The following is a 21,943-nucleotide window of genomic DNA, read 5'->3' as shown; positions in this document are numbered from 1 at the left end:
CACACGCTCGGCTGAATGTCGCCTGGATACACACCATTCGGCGGATGCCAGGCTGTATAGGGGGACCGCGCGGGGCACGCCAACGCAGGCCGTACCGGTGATCCGGTACGGCCTGCGGTCGGTCGCATCTGCCCCGCGATCCGGCAACTCCCGTGCAGCGGTGAGCCGGTCGGCCCGCCTAGCCCGCGTTTACCCGGTCGCCCTCGCCCTTGCCCGCCTTGTCGTCCGGCTTGGCGGCCGGCGGGGCGGTGGGGACGATGCCCGCGAGGCCGGACAGCATCTGCCCGAGCTGCGCGGTGACCGCGTCCTTTTGACGGGTGAGGTCTTCGACCTCCCGGCGCGCGGCCTGAGTGGTGAGCTCGGCCTCGGTGCGGGCCTCGCTGACCAGGCGGTGCGACTCGGCGCGGGCTTCGTTGAGGGTCTTTTCCGACAGCGCCTTGGCCTTGTCGATGGTCTCGGTGGCGTTGCGCTCGGACTCGACCCGGCGGGCCTCGGCGCGCTGCTCGATCTCCTTGGCGCGGTCTTCGGCGGCGCGGGCGCGCTCCTCGGCCTCGGCGACCAGCTTCTGCGTCTGGGCGACCTGGGCGGCGTGCCGCTCGGACTCCTCGCGCTCCGACTTCTCCCGGCGCTCGGCGAGCTCCAGGGCCAGGGCCTGCAGGTCCTTGTCGCGCTTGTCGCGCGCGTCGGTCAGCAGCTTGGTCGCCTCGGCACGCTTCTCCTCGGCCTCGCGGGCCGCCTTCGCGCGCAGCTGGGTGATCTCCCGCTCGGCGGTGGCGCGCAGGGTGGCGACCTCACGCTCCACGGTGGACTTCAGCTCGGCCACCTCGTGCGCGGTGACGGTACGCAGCTGCTTCGTCTCGCGGTCGGCGTCGGCACGCAGCGTGTCGGCCTCGCGACGGGCCTGCACCCGTACCTCCGCGGCCTCGCGCTCGGAGGCGGTGCGGACCTGGCCGGCCTCGCGCTCGGCGGTGGCCTTCATGGCGGCGGCCTCGGCGCGAGCCTTGTCGGTGATCTCGCGGGCCTCCAGGCGCGCGGCGGACAGAATGCCCTCCGACTCGCGCTTGGCCTCGCCACGGTGGTCGTTGGCCTGCTCTTCGGCCAGCCGCAGGATCTGCTCGACGCGGGTGCCCAGACCCGAAAGCGTCGGCCGGCTGTTCTCTTCGAGCTGCTTGTTTGTGTCGGTGAGCTTCTGCTCCACCGAGTTGAGGCGCTGCTCGGCTTGGCGGAGGCGGCGCTGCGCGTCGTTCATGCGCTGCTCGGCCTCGCCACGGGCCTGCTCGGACTGAGTCAGTGCGGCGCTGAGCCGGCCGACGAAGTCGTCGACCTGCCCACGGTCGTATCCCCGAAGGACGACGGTGAAGTCATGTTGTGAGTTCGCGTTTTCGAAGAACGCGAGGGAGGACTGCTGCTGCTGGGGCATTGGGACATACTGGCAGACCCACCGGGGGCTACGCAAGAGCGTAAGGGTCCATGTCGCCCACGCTTGTCAAGGTCAACTTTGTGTGGCTTTGTGGCGATTCGCACCAGCCGGCCACGCCGAGCTTGATCCAATGTCGGTTCGGCGGTCCGTGTGGCCGTGGGTATGGCCGATTCCTGACCCTTGGTCGACTCTTTCGCATCGTGAATATCGATGACAATTGAGCCGTTCACTTAAAGAGCCCTTAATGCATTGTGCCGCGATAGCCCGTTTCGGTTGACACCCCTGCGTACCGCGCGTTGACTCCGGTCCGGTGGTGATCCGCCATGTCGGCGTGTCGCCAACGCAACCCTATTGAATGTGAATCCGACAGGAGATTCGCATTCTTGCGGAAGGATGCTGCGGTGCAAACAAGGAGAAACCGGCTCCGTCGAAACCCCCTCATGTTGTTCCTGCCGATAGCCGTTGTGGTGGCGGGATTGGTGACGGTAGGTGTCGCGCGCGCGTCGGTCTCGCCGGATGCGACGGCGCCCGATGAGGCTTCGCTCGGTCTTTACACCAGCCTCCGTCCGGATCGGACGGGCGCGGTGCCGCTGAACAGGACGGTGGCGCGCGGAAAGATCTATGTGACTGCGGCGGGTGAGGGCGTCGCCGCGGCCACGTTCTGGCTCGACGACCCCGCTCGGACCGCGCTGCGGATCGAGCGGCAGCGGCCCTTCGACTTCGCGGGTGGGGCGGCCGACGGGTCGGCCAACGCGTTCGACACCACCACGGTCGCGGACGGCAACCACGTCATCTTCGCCGAGATCACCCTGACCGGCGGCGAGAAAGTGAACGCCTGGGCGGCGTTCACGGTGAGTAACCAGGGTGGCGGTCCGGCGCCCACGCCGACCACCAAGCCCACACCCACGCCCACGCCCACAGCCAAGCCGGCACCCGCGCCCACCACGGGCGCGCCCGAGCCGCCATCGGGCGGCGGGAAGTGCCCGCTACCGGCGTACCCGACGCCGGCCTGCACCGGCGTACCGGCCGGGACCAGCCTCACCACGATCAACGGCAGCTACACCGCATCGAAGGCCGGCGAGGTCGTGAGCGGCAAGCGGATCACCGGACAGCTGTACATCGCGGCACCGGACGTCGAGGTCAAGAACAGCGAGATCTACGGCGGCATCCGGTACGCGGGTGGCTCGCACACCAACACGGCACACAGCTTCACGATCACGGACAGTACGCTCGGCAAGCCCAGCGGATGTGACCAGGAGTACGCGGTGGGGCATCGCGACTACACGGCCACGCGGGTGCTGGTACGCAACTTCGGCGACGCGTTCCGCAACTCGGGAAACAACATTCTCGTTCAGGACTCGTACGCCAAGATTTGCGCCGAACGCGGATTCCACTCCGACGGTGTGCAGGGCTACGGTGGCGGCTCCAATGTGGTCATCCGGCACAACACAATCGATCAACGCAACCTTGTCGACGGCACGTCGCCGATCTTCTTCTCCGACGGATCGAAGGGTGCGAAGATCACCGACAACCTGTTGGCCGGCGGCGGATACACCGCACGGATGTACGGCAACGGATATACGTTCAGCGGCAACCTCATCGTCGATGAGGCATGGGACTACGGCCCATCGGACAGTGACTGCGGCGGAGTCGCCTGGTCCAACAACAAGGTCGTCGACATCGACGGCAACTACCGGGTGACCGCGACCGGCCGCGGGCTGGGGTGCGACTAGCCGGCCGCTAGTGCCCGCGGAAGCGGTTGATGGCTGCCTCGTGCCGGGAGCGGAGAGCTGGGTCGCGGACACCCAGTCCGTCTTCCGGCGCGAGGCAGCGCACGCCGACCTTCCCTTGGTGGGCGTTGCGGTGCACCTCGTACGCGGCCTGGCCGGTCTGCTCCAGGGCGTAGGTGCGCGACACCGTGGGGTGGATCCGGCCGAGCGCGATCAGACGGTTCGCCTCCCACGCCTCGCGGTAGTTGGCGAAGTGGCTGCCGACGATGCGCTTGAGGTTCATCCAGAGGTACCGGTTGTCGTACTGGTGCATAAAGCCGCTGGTCGACGCGCAGGTGACGATCGTGCCGCCGCGCTTGGCGACGTACACGCTCACGCCGAACGTCTCCCGGCCCGGGTGTTCGAAGACGATGTCCGGGTCGTCGCCGCCGGTCAGCTCCCGGACCCGTTCGCCGAAGCGCCGCCACTCGTCGGTGTCCTGGGTGTGCTCGTCCTTCCAGAAGCGATAGCCCTCGGCGGCGCGGTCGATGACCAGGTCGGCGCCCATCCGCCGGCACAGCTCCGCCTTCTCCGGTGAGGACACCACACACACCGGGATGGCGCCGCCGTTCAGCGCGAGCTGCGTGGCGTACCCGCCGAGCCCGCCGGAGGCACCCCAGATCAGCACGACGTCGCCCTGCTTCATGTTCGCGCCGTGGTGCGAGACCAGCTGCCGGTACGCGGTGGAGTTGACCAGCCCCGGGCTGGCCGCCTCTTCCCAGCTGAGGTGGCGTGGCTTGGGCATGAGCTGGTTGGCCTTGACGACGGCCAGCTCGGCGAGGCCGCCGAAGTTGGTCTCGAAGCCCCAGATGCGCTGCTGCGGGTCGAGCATCGTGTCGTCGTGGCCGGCGGCGTCCTCCAGCTCCACCGAGAGGCAGTGCGCGACCACCTCGTCGCCGGCCTTCCACCGGGTCACGCCGGGCCCGGTCCGCAGCACGACGCCGGCCGCGTCCGACCCCACGACGTGGTACGGCAGGTCATGCCGCCGGGTGAGCTCGGAGAGCCGGCCGTACTTCTTGAGGAACTTGAACGTCGACAGCGGCTCGAAGATGCTCGTCCACACCGTGTTGTAGTTGATCGCGCTGGCCATCACGGCGACGAGCGCCTCGCCGGGGCCCAGCTCCGGGGTGGGCACCTCCTGGACGTGCAGCGACTTGCGCGGGTCCTTGTCGCGGGTGGCCATCCCGTCGAACATCGCGGTCTCGTCCGCGCGCACCACCACGCCCCGGTAGCTGTCCGGGACCGGCAGGTCGGCCACGCCCGCCAGCTCCCGCCCCGGGTCGCCGGAGCCCTCCGCCGCCATGATCGTTTCGAGGATCTTCTGCACTGCACCCACCTCCTGTGTGTGGCGCAGGTTACTTAACGGTAGCTTGGGTGCGGAACCGTTTTGTGAAGAACTCCATTGATCAGTGTTCGACCAGCTCCACCAGTACCCCGCCGGCGTCCTTGGGGTGCACGAAGTTGATCCGGGAGCCGCCCGTGCCACGCCGCGGGGCGTCGTAGAGCAGGCGCATGCCGCGCTCGCGCAGCGCGGCGCTCGCGGCCTCCACGTCGGTCACCGTGTACGCCACCTGCTGCACCCCCGGGCCGTTCCGGTCGAGGAATTTGGCGATCGTGGACGCCGCGGACAGCGGCGCCAGGAGCTGGATCTGACCACCCTCCTCGGTCGGGCCGACGGCGAGCATCGCCTCCTCGACCCCCTGCTCCTCGTTGGTCTCCCGGTGCACGCAGCGCATCCCGAAGACGCGCCCGTAGAACTCGATCGCGGCGTCCAGATCGGCGACGGCCACGCCGACGTGGTCGATGCGGACGATGCCGATGCCTGTGACATAGTCCGCAGAAGAGAGGTCCTCCATGGCGCTAGTCTGCACTAAATAACCGTTCAGTAGCTCGGGAGGCCGGCATGTCGGGCTCGGTGATCGTCGCGGGTGCGCGTACCCCCATGGGGCGGCTCCTTGGCAACCTCAAGGACTTCCCGGCGACGGCGCTCGGCGGCTTCGCCATCAAGGCGGCGCTGGAGCGGGCCGGCGTCGCGCCCGAGCAGGTGCAGTACGTCATCATGGGCCAGGTGCTCCAGGCCGGCGCCGGTCAGATCCCGGCCCGGCAGGCGGCGGTGAACGCCGGCATCCCGATGTCCGTGCCCGCCCTGACCATCAACAAGGTCTGCCTGTCCGGCCTCGACGCGATCGCGCTTGCCGACCAGCTCATCCGGGCGGGTGAGTTCGACATCGTGGTAGCCGGCGGCATGGAGTCCATGACCAGCGCACCGCACCTGCTCGTGGGCCAGCGCCAAGGCTACAAGTACGGCGACGTCGTCATCAAGGACCACATGGCGCTCGACGGGCTCACCGACGTGTGGGACTGCTGCTCGATGGGCGAGTCGACGGAGCGGCACGGCGTACGGCACGGCATCACCCGGGAGGAGCAGGACGCGTTCGCCGCGGCCAGCCACCAGCGGGCCGCGGCCGCGCAGAAGAACGGCGCGTTCGCCGAGGAGATCGCCCCGGTGTCGGTGCCGCAGCGGCGCGGCGAGCCCATCGTGATCGCCGAGGACGAGGGCATCCGCCCGGACACCACGGCCGATTCGCTGGCCAAGCTGCGTCCGGCGTTCACCAAGGACGGCACGATCACCGCCGGCACCTCCTCGCCGATCTCGGACGGGGCGGCCGCGGTCGTCGTGATGAGCAAGGCGAAGGCCGAGGAGCTGGGCCTGACCTGGCTCGCCGAGATCGGCGCCCACGGCAACGTGGCCGGGCCGGACAACTCGCTGCACGCCCAGCCGGCCAACGCCATCGAGCACGCGCTCAAGAAGTCCAGCCTGACCGTCGCCGACCTCGACCTCATCGAGATCAACGAGGCGTTCGCCCAGGTAGGCATCGTCTCCACCCGACAGCTGGGCGTGACCCCCGAGATCGTGAACGTCAACGGCGGCGCCATAGCCCTGGGCCACCCGATCGGCATGTCCGGCGCCCGCCTAGTCCTAACCCTCGCCCTGGAGCTGAAGCGCAGAGGCGGCGGCGTAGGCGCCGCCGCCCTATGCGGCGGCGGCGGCCAGGGCGACGCGCTCATCATCAAGGTCCCCTAGCCCTCTGATTTCGTCGATCTTGGACTTGTCATGTCGAGTTGTCCGATATGGAACCTGATAACTCCAAGATCGGCGGGTTTGGCGTGAGGCGGAGTAGGGATATCGCAGGGCTCGTCGGTGGCGCGCGGGAGGGGGACGCGCGTGCCGTGGCGCGGCTGATCACGCTCGTGGAGTCGGGGACGAGCTGTTGCCGGCGATCGCGGCGGCGCTCGCCCCGCACACCGGTGCGGCACAGGTGATCGGGCTGACCGGGTCGCCCGGCGTGGGCAAGTCGACCACCACCAACGAACTGGTCCGGGCGCTGCGGGCACGCGGCCACCGGGTGGGCGTACTGGCCGTCGACCCGTCCAGCCCGTTCACCGGCGGGGCGATCCTCGGCGACCGGGTACGCATGCAGGACCACGCCACCGACTCCGGCGTCTACATCCGGTCGATGTCGAGCCGCGGCCACCTCGGCGGGCTCGCGGCGGCGACGCCCCAGGCCGTACGCGTGCTGGAGGGGGCCGGCTGCGACGTCGTACTCGTGGAGACCGTGGGAGTCGGCCAGGCCGAGGTCGAGGTCGCGTCGCTGGCCGACACCACGCTCGTCCTGCTCGCGCCCGGCATGGGCGACGCGATCCAGGCGGTCAAGGCCGGCATCCTCGAGATCGCCGACGTGTTCGTGGTCAACAAGGCGGACCGCGACGGCGCCGACGCGACGTACCGCGACATCCAGGGCATGATCGGCCTCGGCGAGCGCGCCCCCGGCGGCTGGCGGCCGCAGGTGGTGCGGGCCGTGGCCGTGCGCGGGGAGGGCATCGACGACATCGTCGCGGCGATCGACAAGCACCGTGGCTGGCTGGTCGAGCACGGCGAACTGCGGCGCCGCCGCGAAGCGCGGGCCGCGGCGGAGGTCGAGGCCATCGCGCTCGGCACCCTCCGCGACCAGATCGGCTCCCTACGCAACGGTACGGCGTTGAGCGACCTCGCCGCCCGCGTCGCAGCAGGCACCCTCGACCCCTACACCGCCGCCGCCCAGTTGGTAGCCAACCTTCCGTGATCAAGGCGTCCCTCAAGCTGCTCCAGCAACGTGAGGGACGCCCTGATCACGTTGGAGGGGTTAGGGTCTGCGCCGTGGGCGGGACGGTGATCGTTGATCGGCTTTCGGTGGCGTACGGGCGGAATGAGCCGGTACTGCGCGATGTGTCGGTGACGGCGGCACCGGGACGGGTGCTGGCGGTGACCGGTCCGTCCGGTGCGGGCAAGACGACGCTGCTGTGGGCGATGGCCGGCCTGCTCGCGCCCGCGGCCGGCGCGGTCACGGTCGGTGGCGAGGCGCTGCGCGACCGGGACCACGCGGTCGCGCGCGGCGTCGTGCTCGTGCCGCAGGACAACGGGCTCGCCGCGATCCTGACCGCCGGCGAGAACCTTCAGGTGGCCCTCATCGCGACCGGCGTGTCGCCACCCGACGCGCGGCGCCTGACCGCGGAGTCGCTGGAGCGGCTGGGCCTGACCGGGCAGACGGATCAGCTCGTCGAGGAGCTGTCCGGCGGCCAGCAGCAGCGTACGGCGATCGCGCGCGGGCTGGCGCTCACCGGTGACGTGCTGCTGGCCGACGAGGTGACGAGCGAGCTGGACGCGGCCAATCGGCAGCGCGTACTCGATCTGCTGCGCGCGGAGGCCGAGCGGGGCGCGGCGGTGGTGTTCGCGACGCATGACCCGGAGGCGGCGGCCGCGTGCGACGCGGAGCTGCACCTGCTCGACGGCCGCGCCGACCTGGTACGCGGCTGATCACGGCCGGTAACGCCCCTCCCCGCGTTCGCCCGCGCCGGGTACGCTCCGGCCGTTGGCCTGCTGCCAGACCAGGGGGAGATGTCATGACCGACGTAGCGGCTCAGGTGCCTACCCAGCGCCAGGAAGAGGCCGTCGAAGAGGTTTCCGAGGCGCCGGCTCCAGAGGCCGCGAACGACGCGATAGGGACCGCGAATGATGCGATGGGCACCGCGAACGGCGCGATTGGGGCCGTGAACGGCACGATCGAGCAGGTGAGCGACGCGGTCGAGCGGGCCGCCGCGGCCTCCGGGCGGGTCGCCTCGCAGGTGGTCGACCGGCTGCGCAACAACGCCGAGTTGGCCGCCGAGCGGGGCACGACGTCCATCGCGGACGAGGTGGTCGAGAAGATCGCGGGCATCGCCGTCCGCGAAGTCCCGGGCGTCTACGACCTGGGCGGCGACGTGGCGCGCTTCTTCGCGAACGTCAAGGAGCGGATCGGCCTCGGCGACGCCGACGACGACGCGGACCGCGGCATGTCCGTCCGGCTGGAGGGCCGCAGCGCGGCCATCAACATCACCCTCGTCATCGAGTACGGCTTCGTCGTGCACTCGGTGACCGAGAAGGTGCGCGCCAAGGTGATCGGCTCGGTGGAGAACCTGCTCGGGCTCGAGGTGACCGAGGTGAACATCCGGGTGGACGACGTACACGTGGAGGACAGCGGCCCGGTCAGCGGCGACGAGGCGCGGGCGGCCGGCTACTCGGCGTAATCTCGGCGGCATGGACGCCGACGGCATCGCGGCCGGCCGCGCTCGCTGGCAGGCCCGGTACGACGCGGCGCGCAAGCGCGACGCGGACTTCACGACGCTTTCGGGGATGGCGGTGGAACCGGTCTACGGTCCACCGCCCGGTGCCGACGTGCCCGGGTTCGAGCGGGTCGGCTGGCCGGGCGAGTACCCGTACACCCGGGGGCTTTATCCGACCGGCTATCGCGGGCGGACCTGGACGATCCGGCAGTTCGCCGGCTTCGGCAACGCCCGGCAGACCAACGAGCGCTACAAGATGATCCTCGGCGCGGGCGGCGGCGGGCTGTCGGTGGCGTTCGACATGCCGACGCTGATGGGGCGCGACTCCGACGACCCGCAGGCGCTCGGCGAGGTGGGGCACTGCGGCGTGGCCATCGACTCGGCCGCCGACATGGACGTCCTCTTCGACGGCATCGACCTCGCCGGCACGACCACCAGCATGACCATCTCCGGCCCGGCCGTGCCGATCTTCTGCATGTACCTGGTCGCCGCGGAGCGGCAGGGCGCCGACGTGTCCACACTGGACGGCACGCTGCAGACCGACATCTTCAAGGAGTACATCGCGCAGAAGGAGTGGCTCTTCGACCCCGAGCCGCACCTGCGCCTCATCGGCGACCTGATGGAGTACTGCGCGCGCGAGATCCCCCGCTACAAGCCGCTGTCGGTGTCCGGCTACCACATCCGGGAGGCCGGGTCGACCGCCGCGCAGGAGCTGGCCTACACCCTGGCCGACGGCTTCGGGTACGTCGAGTTGGGGCTCTCCCGCGGGCTGGACGTCAACGCGTTCGCGCCGGGGCTGTCGTTCTTCTTCGACGCGCACCTGGACTTCTTCGAGGAGATCGCCAAGTTTCGCGCCGCGCGGCGGATCTGGGCCCGCTGGCTGCGCGACGTGTACGGGGCGACCGACGAGCGCGCGCTGTGGCTGCGCTTCCACACCCAGACGGCCGGGGTGTCGCTGACCGCGCAGCAGCCGGTCAACAACGTCGTACGCACCGCCGTGGAGGCCCTCGCGGCCGTGCTCGGCGGCACGAACTCGCTGCACACCAACGCCCTCGACGAGACGCTCGCGCTGCCCACCGACGAGTCGGCCGAGATCGCCCTGCGTACCCAGCAGGTGCTGATGGAGGAGACCGGCGTGACCAACGTGGCCGACCCGCTGGGCGGCTCCTGGTACGTCGAGGCGCTCACCGACAAGCTGGAGGCGGAGGCCGAGGAGATCTTCGCCCGGATCACGGCGATGGGCTCCGACGGCACGGTCACGTCGGGGATCCTGCGCGGCATCGAGGACGGCTGGTTCACGGGGCAGATCGCGGAGGCGGCGTTCGCGTACCAGTTGGCGCTGGAGGACGGGTCGAAGCACGTCGTCGGCGTGACCCGGCACCTCGGCACGGTCAGCAAGCCGCTGGAGATCCTGCGCGTCTCGCAGGAGGTGGAGGTCGAGCAGCGCCGGCTGCTGGCCACCCGGCGGGCCGCGCGGGACCGGTCCCGGGTGGACGCGGCGCTGGGCCGGCTGGTGGCGGCGGCCCGAGCCGAGGAGAACATGATCCCCGCGATGCTCGACGCGGCCCGCGCCGAGGCGACCCTCGGCGAGATCTGCGACGCCCTGCGCCGCGAGTGGGGCGTCTACCGAGAGCCCGCCCGCTTCTAGATCTTGCAAGGAAGGGCCCCTTGTTATGCAAAAAGCGATAACAAGGGGCCCTTCCTTGCATGGGGTTTAATGAAGCCCGTGAGTGGACTGGCGGTGGCGTGCCGGCGGGTGGTGCACATCTACCGGGCCGAGGCGGGCGACGTGGTGGCGCTGTCCGGAGTCGACCTTTCCATCAACCCCGGCGAGATGCTGGCGCTGGTGGGCCCGTCCGGCTCCGGCAAGTCGACACTGGTGGCGCTGCTCGGCGGGCTCATGCGCCCGTCCGCCGGCCGGGTCAGCGTCGGCACGTACGACCTGGGCAAGCTGACCGACGCCGAGATCTCCCGGCTGCGCGGCACCGAGATCGGCGTGGTGTTGCAGGGGGCCGCGCGCAACCTGCTGCCGTACGCCACGCTGCACCGCAACGTCTGGCTGGCCCAGCGCCGCGCGGCCAGCACCGCCGGCATCGAGCTGGACGATCCGGAGCGGATCCTCGACCTGGTCGGGCTGCGTGGCAAGGCCAGCGCCCGGATCGACGACCTGCCGCCGGGCGCCCGCCAGCGGGCGGCGCTCGCGGTCGGCATCGCGGCCTCGCCGGGGCTGCTGCTCGTCGACGAGCCCACCAGCCAGCTCGACACGCACGGCCGCGACGAGGTGCTCGCCGCGCTGGAGACGGTGAACGCGGAGCGCGGCACCACGATCGTGGTGGTCACCCACGACGCGGAGGTCGGCGCCCGGCTGGGCCGCGCGGTGACGATCCGCGACGGCCGGGTGGGCGCCGAGGGGCGGGACGGCCAGGACTTCGCCGTGGTGGCCGGCGACGGCACGGTGCAACTGCCGCCCGAGGTGCTGGGCGCGTTCCCGCCCGGCACCCTCTTCACCGTCGACCACGTGGACGGTTCAGTGACCCTGGTCGTTGGCGGCACCCCCACAGCCCCAGTGATCTGACGCTAGGGTCTGCGCATGCTTCGGGTGGTGCTTGGCGCGATCCGGTCGCGCCGAGCGCAGGCCGCCACGCTCTTCCTCCTGACCGCGCTCGCTGTCCTGGCCGCGACCGCCGCCCCGGCGTACGTGGTGTCCGCGGCCCGGTCGGTCGCCCTCGCCGACGTGGCGAGCGCCCCGGCCGTGCAGCGGATCGTGCTGGTCACCGGGCGGGTGGCGCCCGAGCCCGACGCGCTGAGCACGGTACGCGCCGAGGCCGGCCGGATCGCGTCCGTGCCGGGGGCCAGCGGCATCGCGTCGATCCGGGTGGTGGGGCGCGTCATCGGCGCGGGTCCGGACGCGCCGGTGATCCTCGGGACCCGCGACGAGATGTGTGCGCACGTCGCGCTCGACGGCGACTGCCCCGACAGCGCGGGCGAGGTGCTGATCAGCCGGCGGATGGCGGCGCGGCTGCGGCTGGAGGTCGGCGACCCGGTGCGCTTCGAGATCCCGGGCAAGGCGGCGATCCAGCTGCGGGTCGCGGGCCTTTACGAGCTGATCGACCCGCTCGGGCCGTACTGGCAGGGCAGCGTGCTCGGCCGGGTCAGCGGCACCGACGCGGCCACCGGCGCGGGCGACGTGCTCCTCGCCAACACCGAGACGCTCGTGTCGACCGCGGCCGCGGAGCTGTTCGCCGAATACCACCTCGTGGTGCCGCCGCGGGCGTACCTGGGCATCGACGGCTACGACCTGGCCGCCGAGGTCGACCGGCAGCAGGACCGGGCCGCCGGCGTGTGGCGGGTGGAGAGCCGGGTGGCCACCCTGACCGAGCGGGTGGAGCGCGAGCAGCGCCTGGTCAACCTCGGGGTCGGGGTCGCCGCGGTGGAGCTGCTGGTGCTGTGCTGGTTCGCGCTGTTCTTCGCCGTACGGCACAGCGCCGAGCAGCGCCGCCCCGACATCGGGCTGCTCAAGCTGCGCGGCGGGGCCTGGTGGCGGGTGTGGGCCCTCGTCTTCCAGCAGAGCGTGCTGCCGATGCTCGCCGGTGCGGTGGTCGGCGCCGCCGGCGGGCTGGGCTTGGCGCGCCTCCTCGGTGACGTCGACCCCGACCGCGCCGCCCTGGCCACCGCGCTGTCCCTGGCGGCCGGCGGCGCGGCGGTGCTCGGCGCGCTGGTCGCCGCCCTGGCCGCGGACTGGCGCGGGCTCGGGGCCGGCGTGATCGACCTGCTCCGGCACGTGCCCGCCCGCCGGCGCGGCTGGCGGGCCGACGCGATCGACCTCGTGGTGGTCGTCGTCGCGGTCGCCGGCGTCTACCAGGCGTACGCCAGCGACACCGAGCCGGGCGAGGCGTCCGGGCTGGTGCTCGTGGCGCCTGCCCTGATCGCCCTCGCCGTCGGGCTCGTCGCCGCCCGGGCGATCGCGCCGCTCGCCGTGCGGGTCGGCCACCGTGCCCTGCGGGCTGGGCGGCTGCCGCTCGCGATGGCGGCCACCCACCTGGCCCGCCGGCCCGGCACGCACCGCGTCTTCGCGCTGCTCGCGGTCGCCGTCGCGCTGCTGGCCACCGCGGTGAGCGGGTGGAGCGTCGGGGCGGGCGCCCGCGCCGAGCGCGCCGCGCACGAGGTCGGGGCCGACCGCGTGCTCACCGTCCAGGCGCGCAGCCGCGCCCACCTGCTCGCCGCCGTCCGCGCCGCCGACCCCGGCGGCACGCACGCGGCCGCCGTCGTGCGCAACGGCGCGGGCGTCGTGGTGCTCGCCGTCGATTCCGAGCGGTTCGCGCGGGTGGTCAGCTGGCAGCAGGGGTACGGCGACGGCCCGGCCAACCTCGCCGAGCGGCTGCGGCCGGCGGCGCCCCCGCCGGTGCGGGTCGCTGACGGCCGGCTGACTCTCGACGTGGCGACCCAAGGACCGGCCCCGCCGCTGGTGCTGGTGACGCATTTGGTGACCGGCGGCGGCGAGGCGCTGACTGTCCAGTTCGGACCGTTGGCGGTCGGGCGCAAGGCGTACTCGATGGAGCTGATGGGCTGCGGCGGTGAGAGCGGGTGCCGGCTGGTGGGCCTGGAGCTGGCGCGTCCCACCGCGAACGGTGAGGTGGACGAGCCACCGTCCGGCACCGCGGTCGTGGTGTACGGCTTGGCCGGGCCGGCGGGGCCGGTGCTCGACGTGGCCGACGCGACGCGGTGGCGTGGCCTGGTGCGCCAGGACGCGCTCGGGCCGGCCATCTCGGTGCGCGACGGCGGCCTGCGGATCGCGGCGCCGCCGGACGTCGCGACCACCGGCATCGTGCGTTCGGGCATGGCGTACGTCGTCGACACGCCCGTGCCGCTGCCGGTGCTGTACGCGGGACTGCGGCAGGCGGACGGCGCGCCGGGCGATCCGCGGCTGGCGCTCTTCGGCGGTGACGAGCTGCCGGTCCGGTTCGTCGGTGGGGCGGCCGCGCTGCCCAAGGCCGGAGGGCGTGCCTACCTGGTCGACCTGGAGTACGCGGACCGGGTCGCCCCGCCGGCCGGGCTGGGCGACGAGGCGCAGGTCTGGCTCGGCCCGGACGCCCCGGACGACCTGGTCGACCGCCTCCGCGAGCAGGGGCTGGGCGTGCTGGCGACCGACTCCATCGCTGCGGCGCAGGACCGGTTCGGCCAGCAGGGCCCGCCGCTCGCCCTGCGGTTCCAGGTCTTCGCCGGCGTGATCGGCGTGCTGCTGGCCGCCGGCGCGCTGGCCGTCGCGGCTGCCGTCGAGCGCCCGGACCGGTCGGCTGAGCTGGCCGCCCTCCGGGCCCAGGGCCTTCCGCTGCGGGCGGTGCACTGGATCGGGTATGGCGGCTACGGCGCCCTCGCCGCGGCCGGTGTGCTCGTCGGTGTGGTCGCCGCGGCCCTCGGCGGTGCGCTGGTGGAGGCGCCGATTCCGGTGTTCGTCGACGACTGGCGGGTGCTGCCGGTGCCCACCGGCCCGCAGGCGGTGCCGCTCGTGCTGGCCGGCCTCGGGGCGCTGGTGGTGGTCGGCGTGACCGGCATGGTGGCCGCCGCGCAGCTGGTACGCGCGAGCCGGTCGGGAGGTGGCCGCCCGTGATCGCCCTCGTCCTGTCGATGCTGGCGGCCCGCAAGGCGCAGGCGGTGGCCGTGCTGCTGCTCAGCGTCTTCGCCGTGGGCGCCGCGGTGGCCGGGCCGGTCTACCTGGACGCCGTCGACCGGGCGGTGGCCGGCACCGAGGTGGCCGAGGCGGACCGCGTCGAGCGCACCATCTCCCTGTCCGCGTTCGTCGGTCCGGAGGAGACCGTCGACATCGAGGGGTTCGACTCCGTCATCCCGCGCGCGCTCGACGTCGAGGGATTCGATCAGGTGTATTCGGCGCAGTTCGCGGTGCTCGGCGTCGAGCCGGATCCCGACATCTCGTGGCTGACGTTCCGCTCCGACGTCTGCCCCCACCTGCGGATCGTCGCCGGGCGGTGCCTGATGTCGGCGGGCGAGACGGTGCTCGGCGAGCAGACCGCGCGCCGGCTGGGGCTGGCGCCGGGTGCCGGCCTCACCGTCCAGGCGGCCCGCTACAGCGAGGAAGCCCGGCGATACCTGCCCGCCGGCTCGCCGACCCCGCTGACCGTCGTCGGTTTCTACCGGCCGCTGGACACGGCCGAGGTCTACTGGGGACGCACCGGCTGGTTCGCGCTGGGCACGCGCGACAGCGACCGCGAGCCGATGTTCGTCAACCGGCAGACCGTCGACGCGACGGAGCACCTGCAGGACTACCGGACGGTCGAAGCGGTGCCGGGCCTGGGCGCGCTCGACGCCGACCACCTCGACCAGGTCCGCTTCGACCTGGCCGACATGCGCGACGAACTGCTCGGCGGCACCGGCTCGTCCGGCTTCTTCGCCCAGGTGGCCATCGACCTCGACGGCCTGCTGGACCGCGTCGACCAGGCGCAGACCGTGGCCCGGCGGGTGGTGCCGGTGGCCGCCGTGCCGCTGGTCGGGCTGTGCTGGTTCGTCATCTTCCTCGCGGTGGCGTACGGCACGACCGGGCGCCGCCACGAGCTGGGGCTGGTTGCTTTGCGGGGTGCGCGCCGGCCGGTGCGGTGGTGGCTCACCGCCGGCGAGAGCACGCTCGCGATCCTGGCCGGCGCCCCCATCGGGTACGTCGCCGGCACCGCCGCCGTGTGGCTGGTGGCCCGGGTCCGGTTCGACGGCGGCGCGGAGCTGAGCGGCGCCGCCCTGCCGTACGCGGGGATCGCCCTCGGCGGGGCGCTGCTGGCCGGGTTGCTCGCCCAGCGCCAGCAGCTCGCCAGCCCGGTGGCCGACCTGCTGCGCCGGGTGCCGGCCCGGCAGGGCACCTGGCGGTCCACCGCGGTGGAGGCGACGGTCGTCGTGCTGACCGTGGTCGCGGTCTTCCAACTGCGCGGCTTCGAGGGCGAGCTGGTGGGGCTCTCGCTGCTCGTGCCCAGCCTCGTGGCGGTCGCCTTCGCGCTGATCGCGGCGCGCCTGCTCATGCCGCTCGCCGCGCGGGTCGGCGGGCGCGCGCTGCGCCGCGGCCGGCTCGGTATCGCGCTCGGCGCGCTGCAACTGGCCCGGCGGCCCGGCAGCCACCGGCTCTTCGTGCTGCTGGCGGTCGCGGTCGCGCTGCTCGGGTTCGCCGCCGTGGGTGTCGACGTGGCCGGTCGCGCCCGCGCCGAACGGGCCGCCGTGGAGACCGGCGCCGACCGCGTGCTCAGCGTCCTGCCGGTCGATGCGGCGCGGCTGCTCACCGCCGTGCGGGAGGTCGACCCCGAGGGGCGGTACGCGATGGCGGTGGCCGTGCTGCCGCCCGCCACCGTCAACGACCCGCCGGTACTGGCCGCCGACACCACCCGGCTGGACCGGGTCGCGACGTGGCGGCCCGAGTTCGGCACCGCCCCGGCGCGGGTGTCCGCCCTGCTGCGCCCGGCCACCCCGGAGCCGTACGTGTTGCGCGGCGAGCGGATCACCGCGCTGGTGGACACCCCGCCGCACGATGGCGGGCAGCTCCGGATCGCGGTGACGCTCCGGCCGCTCGACGGGGACAGCCGGTCCGGGTCTCGTTCAGCGTGCTCACGGCCGGGGTTCACACGTACGCCGGGACGGCCGACGGGTGCGCCGCCGGCTGCCGGCTGCTGGGCATCGAGGCGGTGTACGCCCGCACCGGCCCGCACGACGCCGACGTCGTGGTCCGGGAGCTGCGCGACCCCGACTCCGGCCGGGTGCTCGTCCCGGCGGCCGACTTCGCCGCGGCCGGCGGCTGGCGGGGGTCGGCAGACGGCAAGGTACGGGCCACCGCCGGCGGGTTGGCGATCACCACCACCAGCGGCGGCGCGGCGGACACCTGGGCGCTGCCGGCCGACGTGCCGGTACCGCTGCCCGTGGTGGCCGCCGGGCGGCTCCGGGAGAGCACGAAGCTGACCGGCCTCGACGCCGAGCGGCCGAGGTTCGAGGTGGTCGACCAGGTCACCACGCTGCCGCGGCTCGGTGGTCGGGGCGCGCTGGCCGACCTCGAGTACGCCGAACGGGCGGCGCTCGGCAGCACCCGGCTCTCCGGCGCGCAGGTGTGGCTGAGCCCCGACGCACCGGCCGACGTGACCGCCCGCCTCGCCGAGCGGGGCCTGGTGGTGAGCGCCGACCAGACCACGGCGCGGGCGCGGGCGATGCTCGACCGGCGAGCCCCGGCCCTGGCGATCTGGTTCCACCTGCTGGCGGCCGGCTTCGCCGTACTGCTCGCCCTCGGTGGGCTCGCGCTGATGGCCGCGGTCGACCGGCGCCGCCGTACGGAGGACATGCGGGCGCTGCGCCATCAGGGCATGCCGCTTCGGGTGGTGGGGCGGGCCGGCCTGTGGACGTATCTGCCCGTCGTCACGGCCGCCTTGGTCACCGGGGCGGTCGCCGCGGGCGTGGCCTGGTGGCTGGCCGGCGACTACCTCCCGTTCTTCGTCGACGACGCGATCGTGCTGGAGTTGCCGAGCTGGCCGTCGCCCTCCGCGGTGCTGTGGCCGGCCGTGCTGGCCGCGGTCGGATTCGCGACCGCGGCGGTCGGCGTAGCGGCCGCGCTGCGTTGGTCCGTCGGCGCGTCGCGCGTGCGAGACTAGGGAACCATGAGCGACCCACGTACCACCCCGTCGATCTTTACCCGCGGCGCGGTCGACCTCAGCGCGCTGCGTACCCCCGCGCCGGCTCCGGCGGCGCCTGCCGCCCCACCGCAGAACGGTGGCGGTGGCGTGGCTGTGATCGATGTCACCGAGGCCACATTCCAGAGCGAGGTGCTGGAGCGGTCGCTCACCACTCCCGTCATCATTGACTTCTGGGCCGAGTGGTGCCAGCCGTGCAAGCAGCTCTCTCCGGTGCTGGAGAAACTGGCGGTGGAGGGCGGCGGCGCCTGGGTGCTCGCCAAGATCGACGTCGACAGCAACCAGCGCCTGGCGCAGATGTTTCGGGTGCAGAGCATCCCGATGGTGTACGCCGTGGTCGGCGGGCAGCCGGTCGACGCGTTCGCCGGGGTGGTGCCCGAGCCCCAGCTGCGCCAGTGGCTCGACGCGGTGCTCCAGGCCGGGGGCGTGCAGCCCGCGGAAGCCCCGGAAGACCCGCGCCTCGTCGAGGCGGACGACGCGCTGATGACCGGCGACCTCGAGACGGCCGAGCGGGCGTACAAGAAGATCCTCGCCGAGTCGCCCGCCGACGCGGCCGCCGAGGCGGGCCTCGCACACGTGGCCCTCGCCCGGCGGGTCGCCGGCGCCAACCCGGCCACCGCGCTCGCCACCGCCCAGGCCAAGCCCGACGACGTGCCGGCCCAGCTGCTCGCCGCCGACGTCGAAGTGCTCAGCGGGCAGGCCGACAAGGCGTACTCCCGGCTGGTCAGCCTGATCCGGCGCACCGCCGGTGACGAGCGTGAGGAGGTCCGCAAGCATCTGCTGTCGCTCTTCAGCATCGCCGGCCCCGATGATCCGGCAGTGGCAAGCGCGCGGCGGGCCCTCGCGAGCGCACTCTTCTAACGGCCGCCGATGCGCCGGCTCGCCGTCCTCGACGCACCGTCGAACCTCGGTCTGCGCCCACCGACCGAGACCTCGGTCCCGGGCTGCGCGAAGGCGCCTGGCGCACTGCGCGACCACGACCTGATCGGCCGGCTCGATGCCCGCGACGCGGGCTGCCTCACCCCGCCGCGGTACGACCCGGGGGACTGGCGCCCCGGCGACGGGGTGTGCCACGCCGAGTCGATCGCGGCGTACTCGGTGGCGCTGGCCGACCGGATCGGCGCCATCGTCGAGGCCGGCGAGTTTCCCGTGGTGCTCGGCGGCGACTGCTCGATCCTGCTCGGCTCGGGGCTGGCCATGCACCGGTACGGCGAATCGATCGGCGGCAAGGTCGGGCTGGTCTTCGTCGACGGCCACTCCGACTTCCGGCACCCCGGCAACGCCTCGTACGTCGGCGCCGCCGCCGGCGAGGACCTGGCCCTGGCCACCGGGCGGGGCCAGGCCGACCTGGCGGGCATCGAGGGCCGCCGGCCGTACTTCCGCGACATCGACGTGGTGGTGCTCGGCATCCGCGCGCAGGACGAGTACCGCCTCGACCTGCAGGCCGCCGGCATCATCACCCGCCCGGTGCCGGCGCTGCGCGTCGAGGGCGCCGCCCGCACCGCCCAGTGGGCCCGCGAGCAGCTCAGCGACTGCGCCGGCTACTGGGTGCACATCGACGTCGACGTGCTCGACCCGGCCGTCATGCCCGCGGTGGACGCGCCCGACCCGGGCGGCATCGCGTTCACCGAGCTGGAGCTGCTGCTCGCCGGCCTGGTGGACACGCCGCACTGCCTCGGCGTGGAGATCACCGTCTTCGACCCCGACTACGACCCGGACGGCACGTACGCCGCCGAGATCGTCGCCACGCTGGTGGCCGGGCTCTCCCCGCTGCGCACGGCCGATTCACCGTCCCCGTCGCCCGTGGCCGAGCCGGCCCCGCCCCCGAGCCGGCCCCCGTCCCCGCGTTCGAGCCCTTCGGCCCTCCCGCCAAGGCCGGCCCCGGCCGCCTCCGCCCCCGCGCCAAGAAGGCAACCCCACCCGCCGAAATCGCCTAACCCCACCCCTTCCGCTCTTGCGCCCCTTGCTCCCTTGCCCCTCCCGCGCCGTCGCGCCGTCGCACCGTCGATCAAGGCTTTCCGCGTCGATCAAGGGCATATGGTCGTGCTTTGATCTCCAAACCACGGCCGTTTGCCCTTGATCGACGGGAAAGTCCTTGATCGGCGTGGACCGGTCGGTCCGGCGTCGCGCCCGCGATGCGCTCGGCCCGCACCCCTGCCCCTCCGGCGCGAGTAGGGCGCCCCCAAGGCCGGGTAGTGGGGCGACCGAATCGATCTAGGAAGAATCGTGGGTATCGAGTCCGATTTATACCCACGATTCTTCCTAGATCGGCGCCAGCCCTGCGGTGATCATGAGGTTGGCGTTGGGGAGAGCGCTTGGCTTGACGCTAGCTTCATGATCACCGCAGCAATGGGGCTCCGTTCGAGTGGTCAGGGAACGCGCGCGGCGCCCGAGCTGGGGCTCCCACGCGTCAGGACAGGCCGCGGAGGAACTTTTCGGCGATGGGGACCGAGGCGGTGGTGCTGGAGCCGCCCTTCTCGACGAACACGGCGAAGGCGATGTCGTCCTGCCAGCCGACCCACCACGCGTGCGTGTTTTCCGGGTTGTTGTCGTACTCGGCGGTGCCGGTCTTGCCGTACACCGGCTTGCCCGGAACGTCGCTCAGTGCGGACGCGGTGCCGTTCGTGACGACCTCGCGCATCATCGTGCGGAGTGCCTCGACGGACGCGGCGTTGAGCTGGGGCCCGGCGGCGGCAGGCGCGGCTGGGGCCGGGTCGAGGAGCACCTTGGGCTGCTGCCACTGGCCGCGGGCGACCGCCGCGGTGGCGGCTGCCATCGCGAGCGGGCTGACCACCGTGGTGCCCTGGCCGAAGGCGGCCGCGGCCTGCTCGGCGGCTGAGCCGCCGGTGGAGACCTTGCCGGAGAACGCGTTGACGCCCAGGTCCCAGGCGCCTTCGAGGCCGACGGAGCGGCCGGCCACGGCGAGCCCGTCGTCGCCGAGCTTCGGGGCGAGGCCGATGAAGGCGGTGTTGCACGACTTGGCGAAGTCGACCCGGAACGGGACGCTCCCCAGGGCCATGTTGTGCGAGTTCTTGAAGGAGCGGCCGTCGACGGTCGCCGTCTTCGGGCAGTCGACCTTGCCGTCCAGGCTCACCGCGCCCTTGTCGAGCAGGGCAAGTGCCGAGATCATCTTGAACGTCGAGCCGGGTGGCACGGATGCGGTGAAGGCGAGGTTGTCCCCGCCGCCGTTGGGGCCGTTCGCCGCGGCCAGGACCGCGCCGTCGCTGATCCGCACCGCGACGAGGGCGGTACGTCGAGGGTTGCCCTTGAGCGCGTTGTCGGCGGCGAGCTGCACCTTCTGGTCGAGGGTGGTCTTCAGGGGCGCGCCCGGCTTGGGCTCGCTGCGGAACGCCTCGGCGACGTCTTCGGTCTTCTCCGGTCCCTTTCGGGTGATTACCACCGTCTGCCCGGTGGTGCCGCGCAGCCGGTCGTCGTACTTGCCCTGGAGGCCACCGTGCCCGATCAAGTCGCCCACGACGAACTTGTCGGGATTCTTGTCGATGTCTTCGCGCAGGACCGGGTCGACCGTGCCCAGCAGCGCGCGGGCGAACTCCCGCGTGGGTGCCAGTTGGCGCTGCTCCTTGCGGAATCGGGTGCCCGGCATGTCCTGCAACCGCTGCCGGATCTTGAGGTAAACGTTCTCGCGCAGCGTGATGATCTCGACGAACGCGTCCGGCTTGGCCGCCTTGATCCGTGCCGGCAGGTCCGAAAGGCCGGCGTCCACGCCGACCGACTTGAACGCCGCGCCGAGGTCCTTGGTCAGCGCGGCGGCCTCACTGATCGCCTGCGGCTCGACGCCGATGGTGACCACCGCCCGGGACTCGACGATCGGCTGGCCGGCACCGTCGAGGATGGTGGCCCGCTCCGCCGTCTCCCGGCGGATCGCGAACGAGTCACCGGAGGTGAGCTGCTCGTGGACGACCTTGGGCTCCCAGATCACCTGCCAGGCGTCGTCCTTGCCCTTGCTCATGCGTACGGTCGTCGGGTACGTCCAGTGCGCGCCACCCGGGAGCGTCCAGTCCACCGTTACCGTGCTGGTCGCGATGTCCTCGGTGACCTTCGGCTCACCGTCGCGCTTGAGCGCGGGCGGGTTGTCCACCAACTCGCCGGAGAGCGCTCTGATCTGGGCCGTGACGTCGGCGGCGGGAATCTTCGCCCCGACGGGGTCGACGAAGCCGACCGCGTCCAGCTTGCCCGACCGCCATCCGCTCAGGAACGCGTCGACGCTCTTGTCCGGTCCATCGCCGCTGGAACAGGCGGTGAGCACACCCGCCGCAAGGACCACGCTCATTACCCCGTATGTGGAACGCATGTCGCGACGGTAGTACGACCACACCCGGTGACGGTGTCCCACATCGTGCCTATCCCGGCTAGGTAGGAGTACTCAGCGAGGGCCTAGGCTGGACGGAAGACGGCCCACAGCGTGGTGGGCCCAGGGGGGAGTGTGCGCC

14 protein-coding genes and 2 pseudogenes are annotated in these 21,943 nt (G+C 72.5%); 12 read left to right on the top strand and 4 right to left on the bottom strand.

The features are described 5' to 3' along the window. Positions 1–178 precede the first annotated feature (178 nt). Positions 179–1,420, bottom strand: coding sequence for a DivIVA domain-containing protein (locus tag Prum_RS13715; protein WP_173076936.1), 1,242 nt, complete (start codon positions 1,418–1,420; stop codon positions 179–181). A 584-nt stretch (positions 1,421–2,004) separates the two neighbouring features. On the opposite strand from Prum_RS13715, the gene Prum_RS13710 reads away from it, so the two are divergent. Next, positions 2,005–3,153, top strand: a complete 1,149-nt coding sequence (locus Prum_RS13710) for a hypothetical protein (protein WP_173076935.1) — start codon at positions 2,005–2,007, stop codon at positions 3,151–3,153. 7 nt (positions 3,154–3,160) lie between these two features. Here Prum_RS13710 and ccrA read toward each other — a convergent pair whose 3' ends face one another. Together ccrA and mce are read right to left on the bottom strand one after the other, a co-directional pair. Then, on the bottom strand, positions 3,161–4,516 hold the full coding sequence (gene ccrA / locus Prum_RS13705; protein WP_173076934.1) for a crotonyl-CoA carboxylase/reductase: 1,356 nt from the start codon (positions 4,514–4,516) through the stop codon (positions 3,161–3,163). Positions 4,517–4,595: 79 nt separating this feature from the next. After that, complete coding sequence (gene mce / locus Prum_RS13700; protein WP_173076933.1) at positions 4,596–5,045, bottom strand: methylmalonyl-CoA epimerase; 450 nt, start codon at positions 5,043–5,045, stop codon at positions 4,596–4,598. A gap of 47 nt (positions 5,046–5,092) precedes the next feature. Here mce and Prum_RS13695 point away from each other — a divergent pair, with 47 nt between their 5' ends. The 11 genes and pseudogenes from Prum_RS13695 to Prum_RS13645 all read left to right on the top strand — a co-directional run. Next, positions 5,093–6,274: an acetyl-CoA C-acetyltransferase gene (locus tag Prum_RS13695; protein WP_173076932.1), complete on the top strand. Its 1,182-nt coding sequence runs from the start codon at positions 5,093–5,095 to the stop codon at positions 6,272–6,274. Positions 6,275–6,321: 47 nt separating this feature from the next. Next, positions 6,322–7,313 (top strand): annotated as a pseudogene (meaB, locus tag Prum_RS13690) (methylmalonyl Co-A mutase-associated GTPase MeaB). A gap of 74 nt (positions 7,314–7,387) precedes the next feature. Beyond that, positions 7,388–8,044: an ATP-binding cassette domain-containing protein gene (locus tag Prum_RS13685; protein WP_173076931.1), complete on the top strand. Its 657-nt coding sequence runs from the start codon at positions 7,388–7,390 to the stop codon at positions 8,042–8,044. A gap of 86 nt (positions 8,045–8,130) precedes the next feature. Beyond that, complete coding sequence (locus Prum_RS13680) at positions 8,131–8,793, top strand: Asp23/Gls24 family envelope stress response protein (protein WP_173076930.1); 663 nt, start codon at positions 8,131–8,133, stop codon at positions 8,791–8,793. Between the two features lie 10 nt (positions 8,794–8,803). After that, on the top strand, positions 8,804–10,477 hold the full coding sequence (gene icmA, locus Prum_RS13675; protein WP_173076929.1) for a coenzyme B12-dependent isobutyryl-CoA mutase large subunit: 1,674 nt from the start codon (positions 8,804–8,806) through the stop codon (positions 10,475–10,477). A 69-nt stretch (positions 10,478–10,546) separates the two neighbouring features. Beyond that, positions 10,547–11,404 carry an ABC transporter ATP-binding protein gene (locus tag Prum_RS13670; RefSeq protein WP_173076928.1) on the top strand — a complete coding sequence of 286 codons (858 nt, stop codon included), beginning with the start codon at positions 10,547–10,549 and terminating at the stop codon, positions 11,402–11,404. A 15-nt stretch (positions 11,405–11,419) separates the two neighbouring features. Next, positions 11,420–14,437: an FtsX-like permease family protein gene (locus Prum_RS13665; protein WP_173076927.1), complete on the top strand. Its 3,018-nt coding sequence runs from the start codon at positions 11,420–11,422 to the stop codon at positions 14,435–14,437. Beyond that, positions 14,434–16,773 carry an FtsX-like permease family protein gene (locus Prum_RS13660; protein WP_173076926.1) on the top strand — a complete coding sequence of 780 codons (2,340 nt, stop codon included), beginning with the start codon at positions 14,434–14,436 and terminating at the stop codon, positions 16,771–16,773. The genes Prum_RS13665 and Prum_RS13660 overlap by 4 nt, the downstream gene beginning before the upstream one ends. Beyond that, positions 16,659–17,453, top strand: a complete 795-nt coding sequence (locus tag Prum_RS13655; RefSeq protein WP_173076925.1) for a hypothetical protein — start codon at positions 16,659–16,661, stop codon at positions 17,451–17,453. Before Prum_RS13660 ends, Prum_RS13655 begins: the two co-directional genes overlap by 115 nt. Before the next feature lie 6 nt (positions 17,454–17,459). Then, entirely contained in the window at positions 17,460–18,353 is an 894-nt protein-coding gene (locus tag Prum_RS13650; RefSeq protein WP_173076924.1) for a tetratricopeptide repeat protein, read from the top strand. 9 nt (positions 18,354–18,362) lie between these two features. Next, positions 18,363–19,417 (top strand): annotated as a pseudogene (locus Prum_RS13645) (arginase family protein); the annotation flags it as partial. A 485-nt stretch (positions 19,418–19,902) separates the two neighbouring features. Here the strand turns inward: Prum_RS13645 and Prum_RS13640 are convergent. Next, complete coding sequence (locus Prum_RS13640; protein WP_173076922.1) at positions 19,903–21,804, bottom strand: penicillin-binding transpeptidase domain-containing protein; 1,902 nt, start codon at positions 21,802–21,804, stop codon at positions 19,903–19,905. Positions 21,805–21,943: the final 139 nt, after the last annotated feature.

The sequence above is a fragment of the Phytohabitans rumicis genome, from assembly GCF_011764445.1.
Taxonomy (GTDB): domain Bacteria; phylum Actinomycetota; class Actinomycetes; order Mycobacteriales; family Micromonosporaceae; genus Phytohabitans; species Phytohabitans rumicis.
This window is presented reverse-complemented; position numbering and strand designations above follow the sequence as displayed.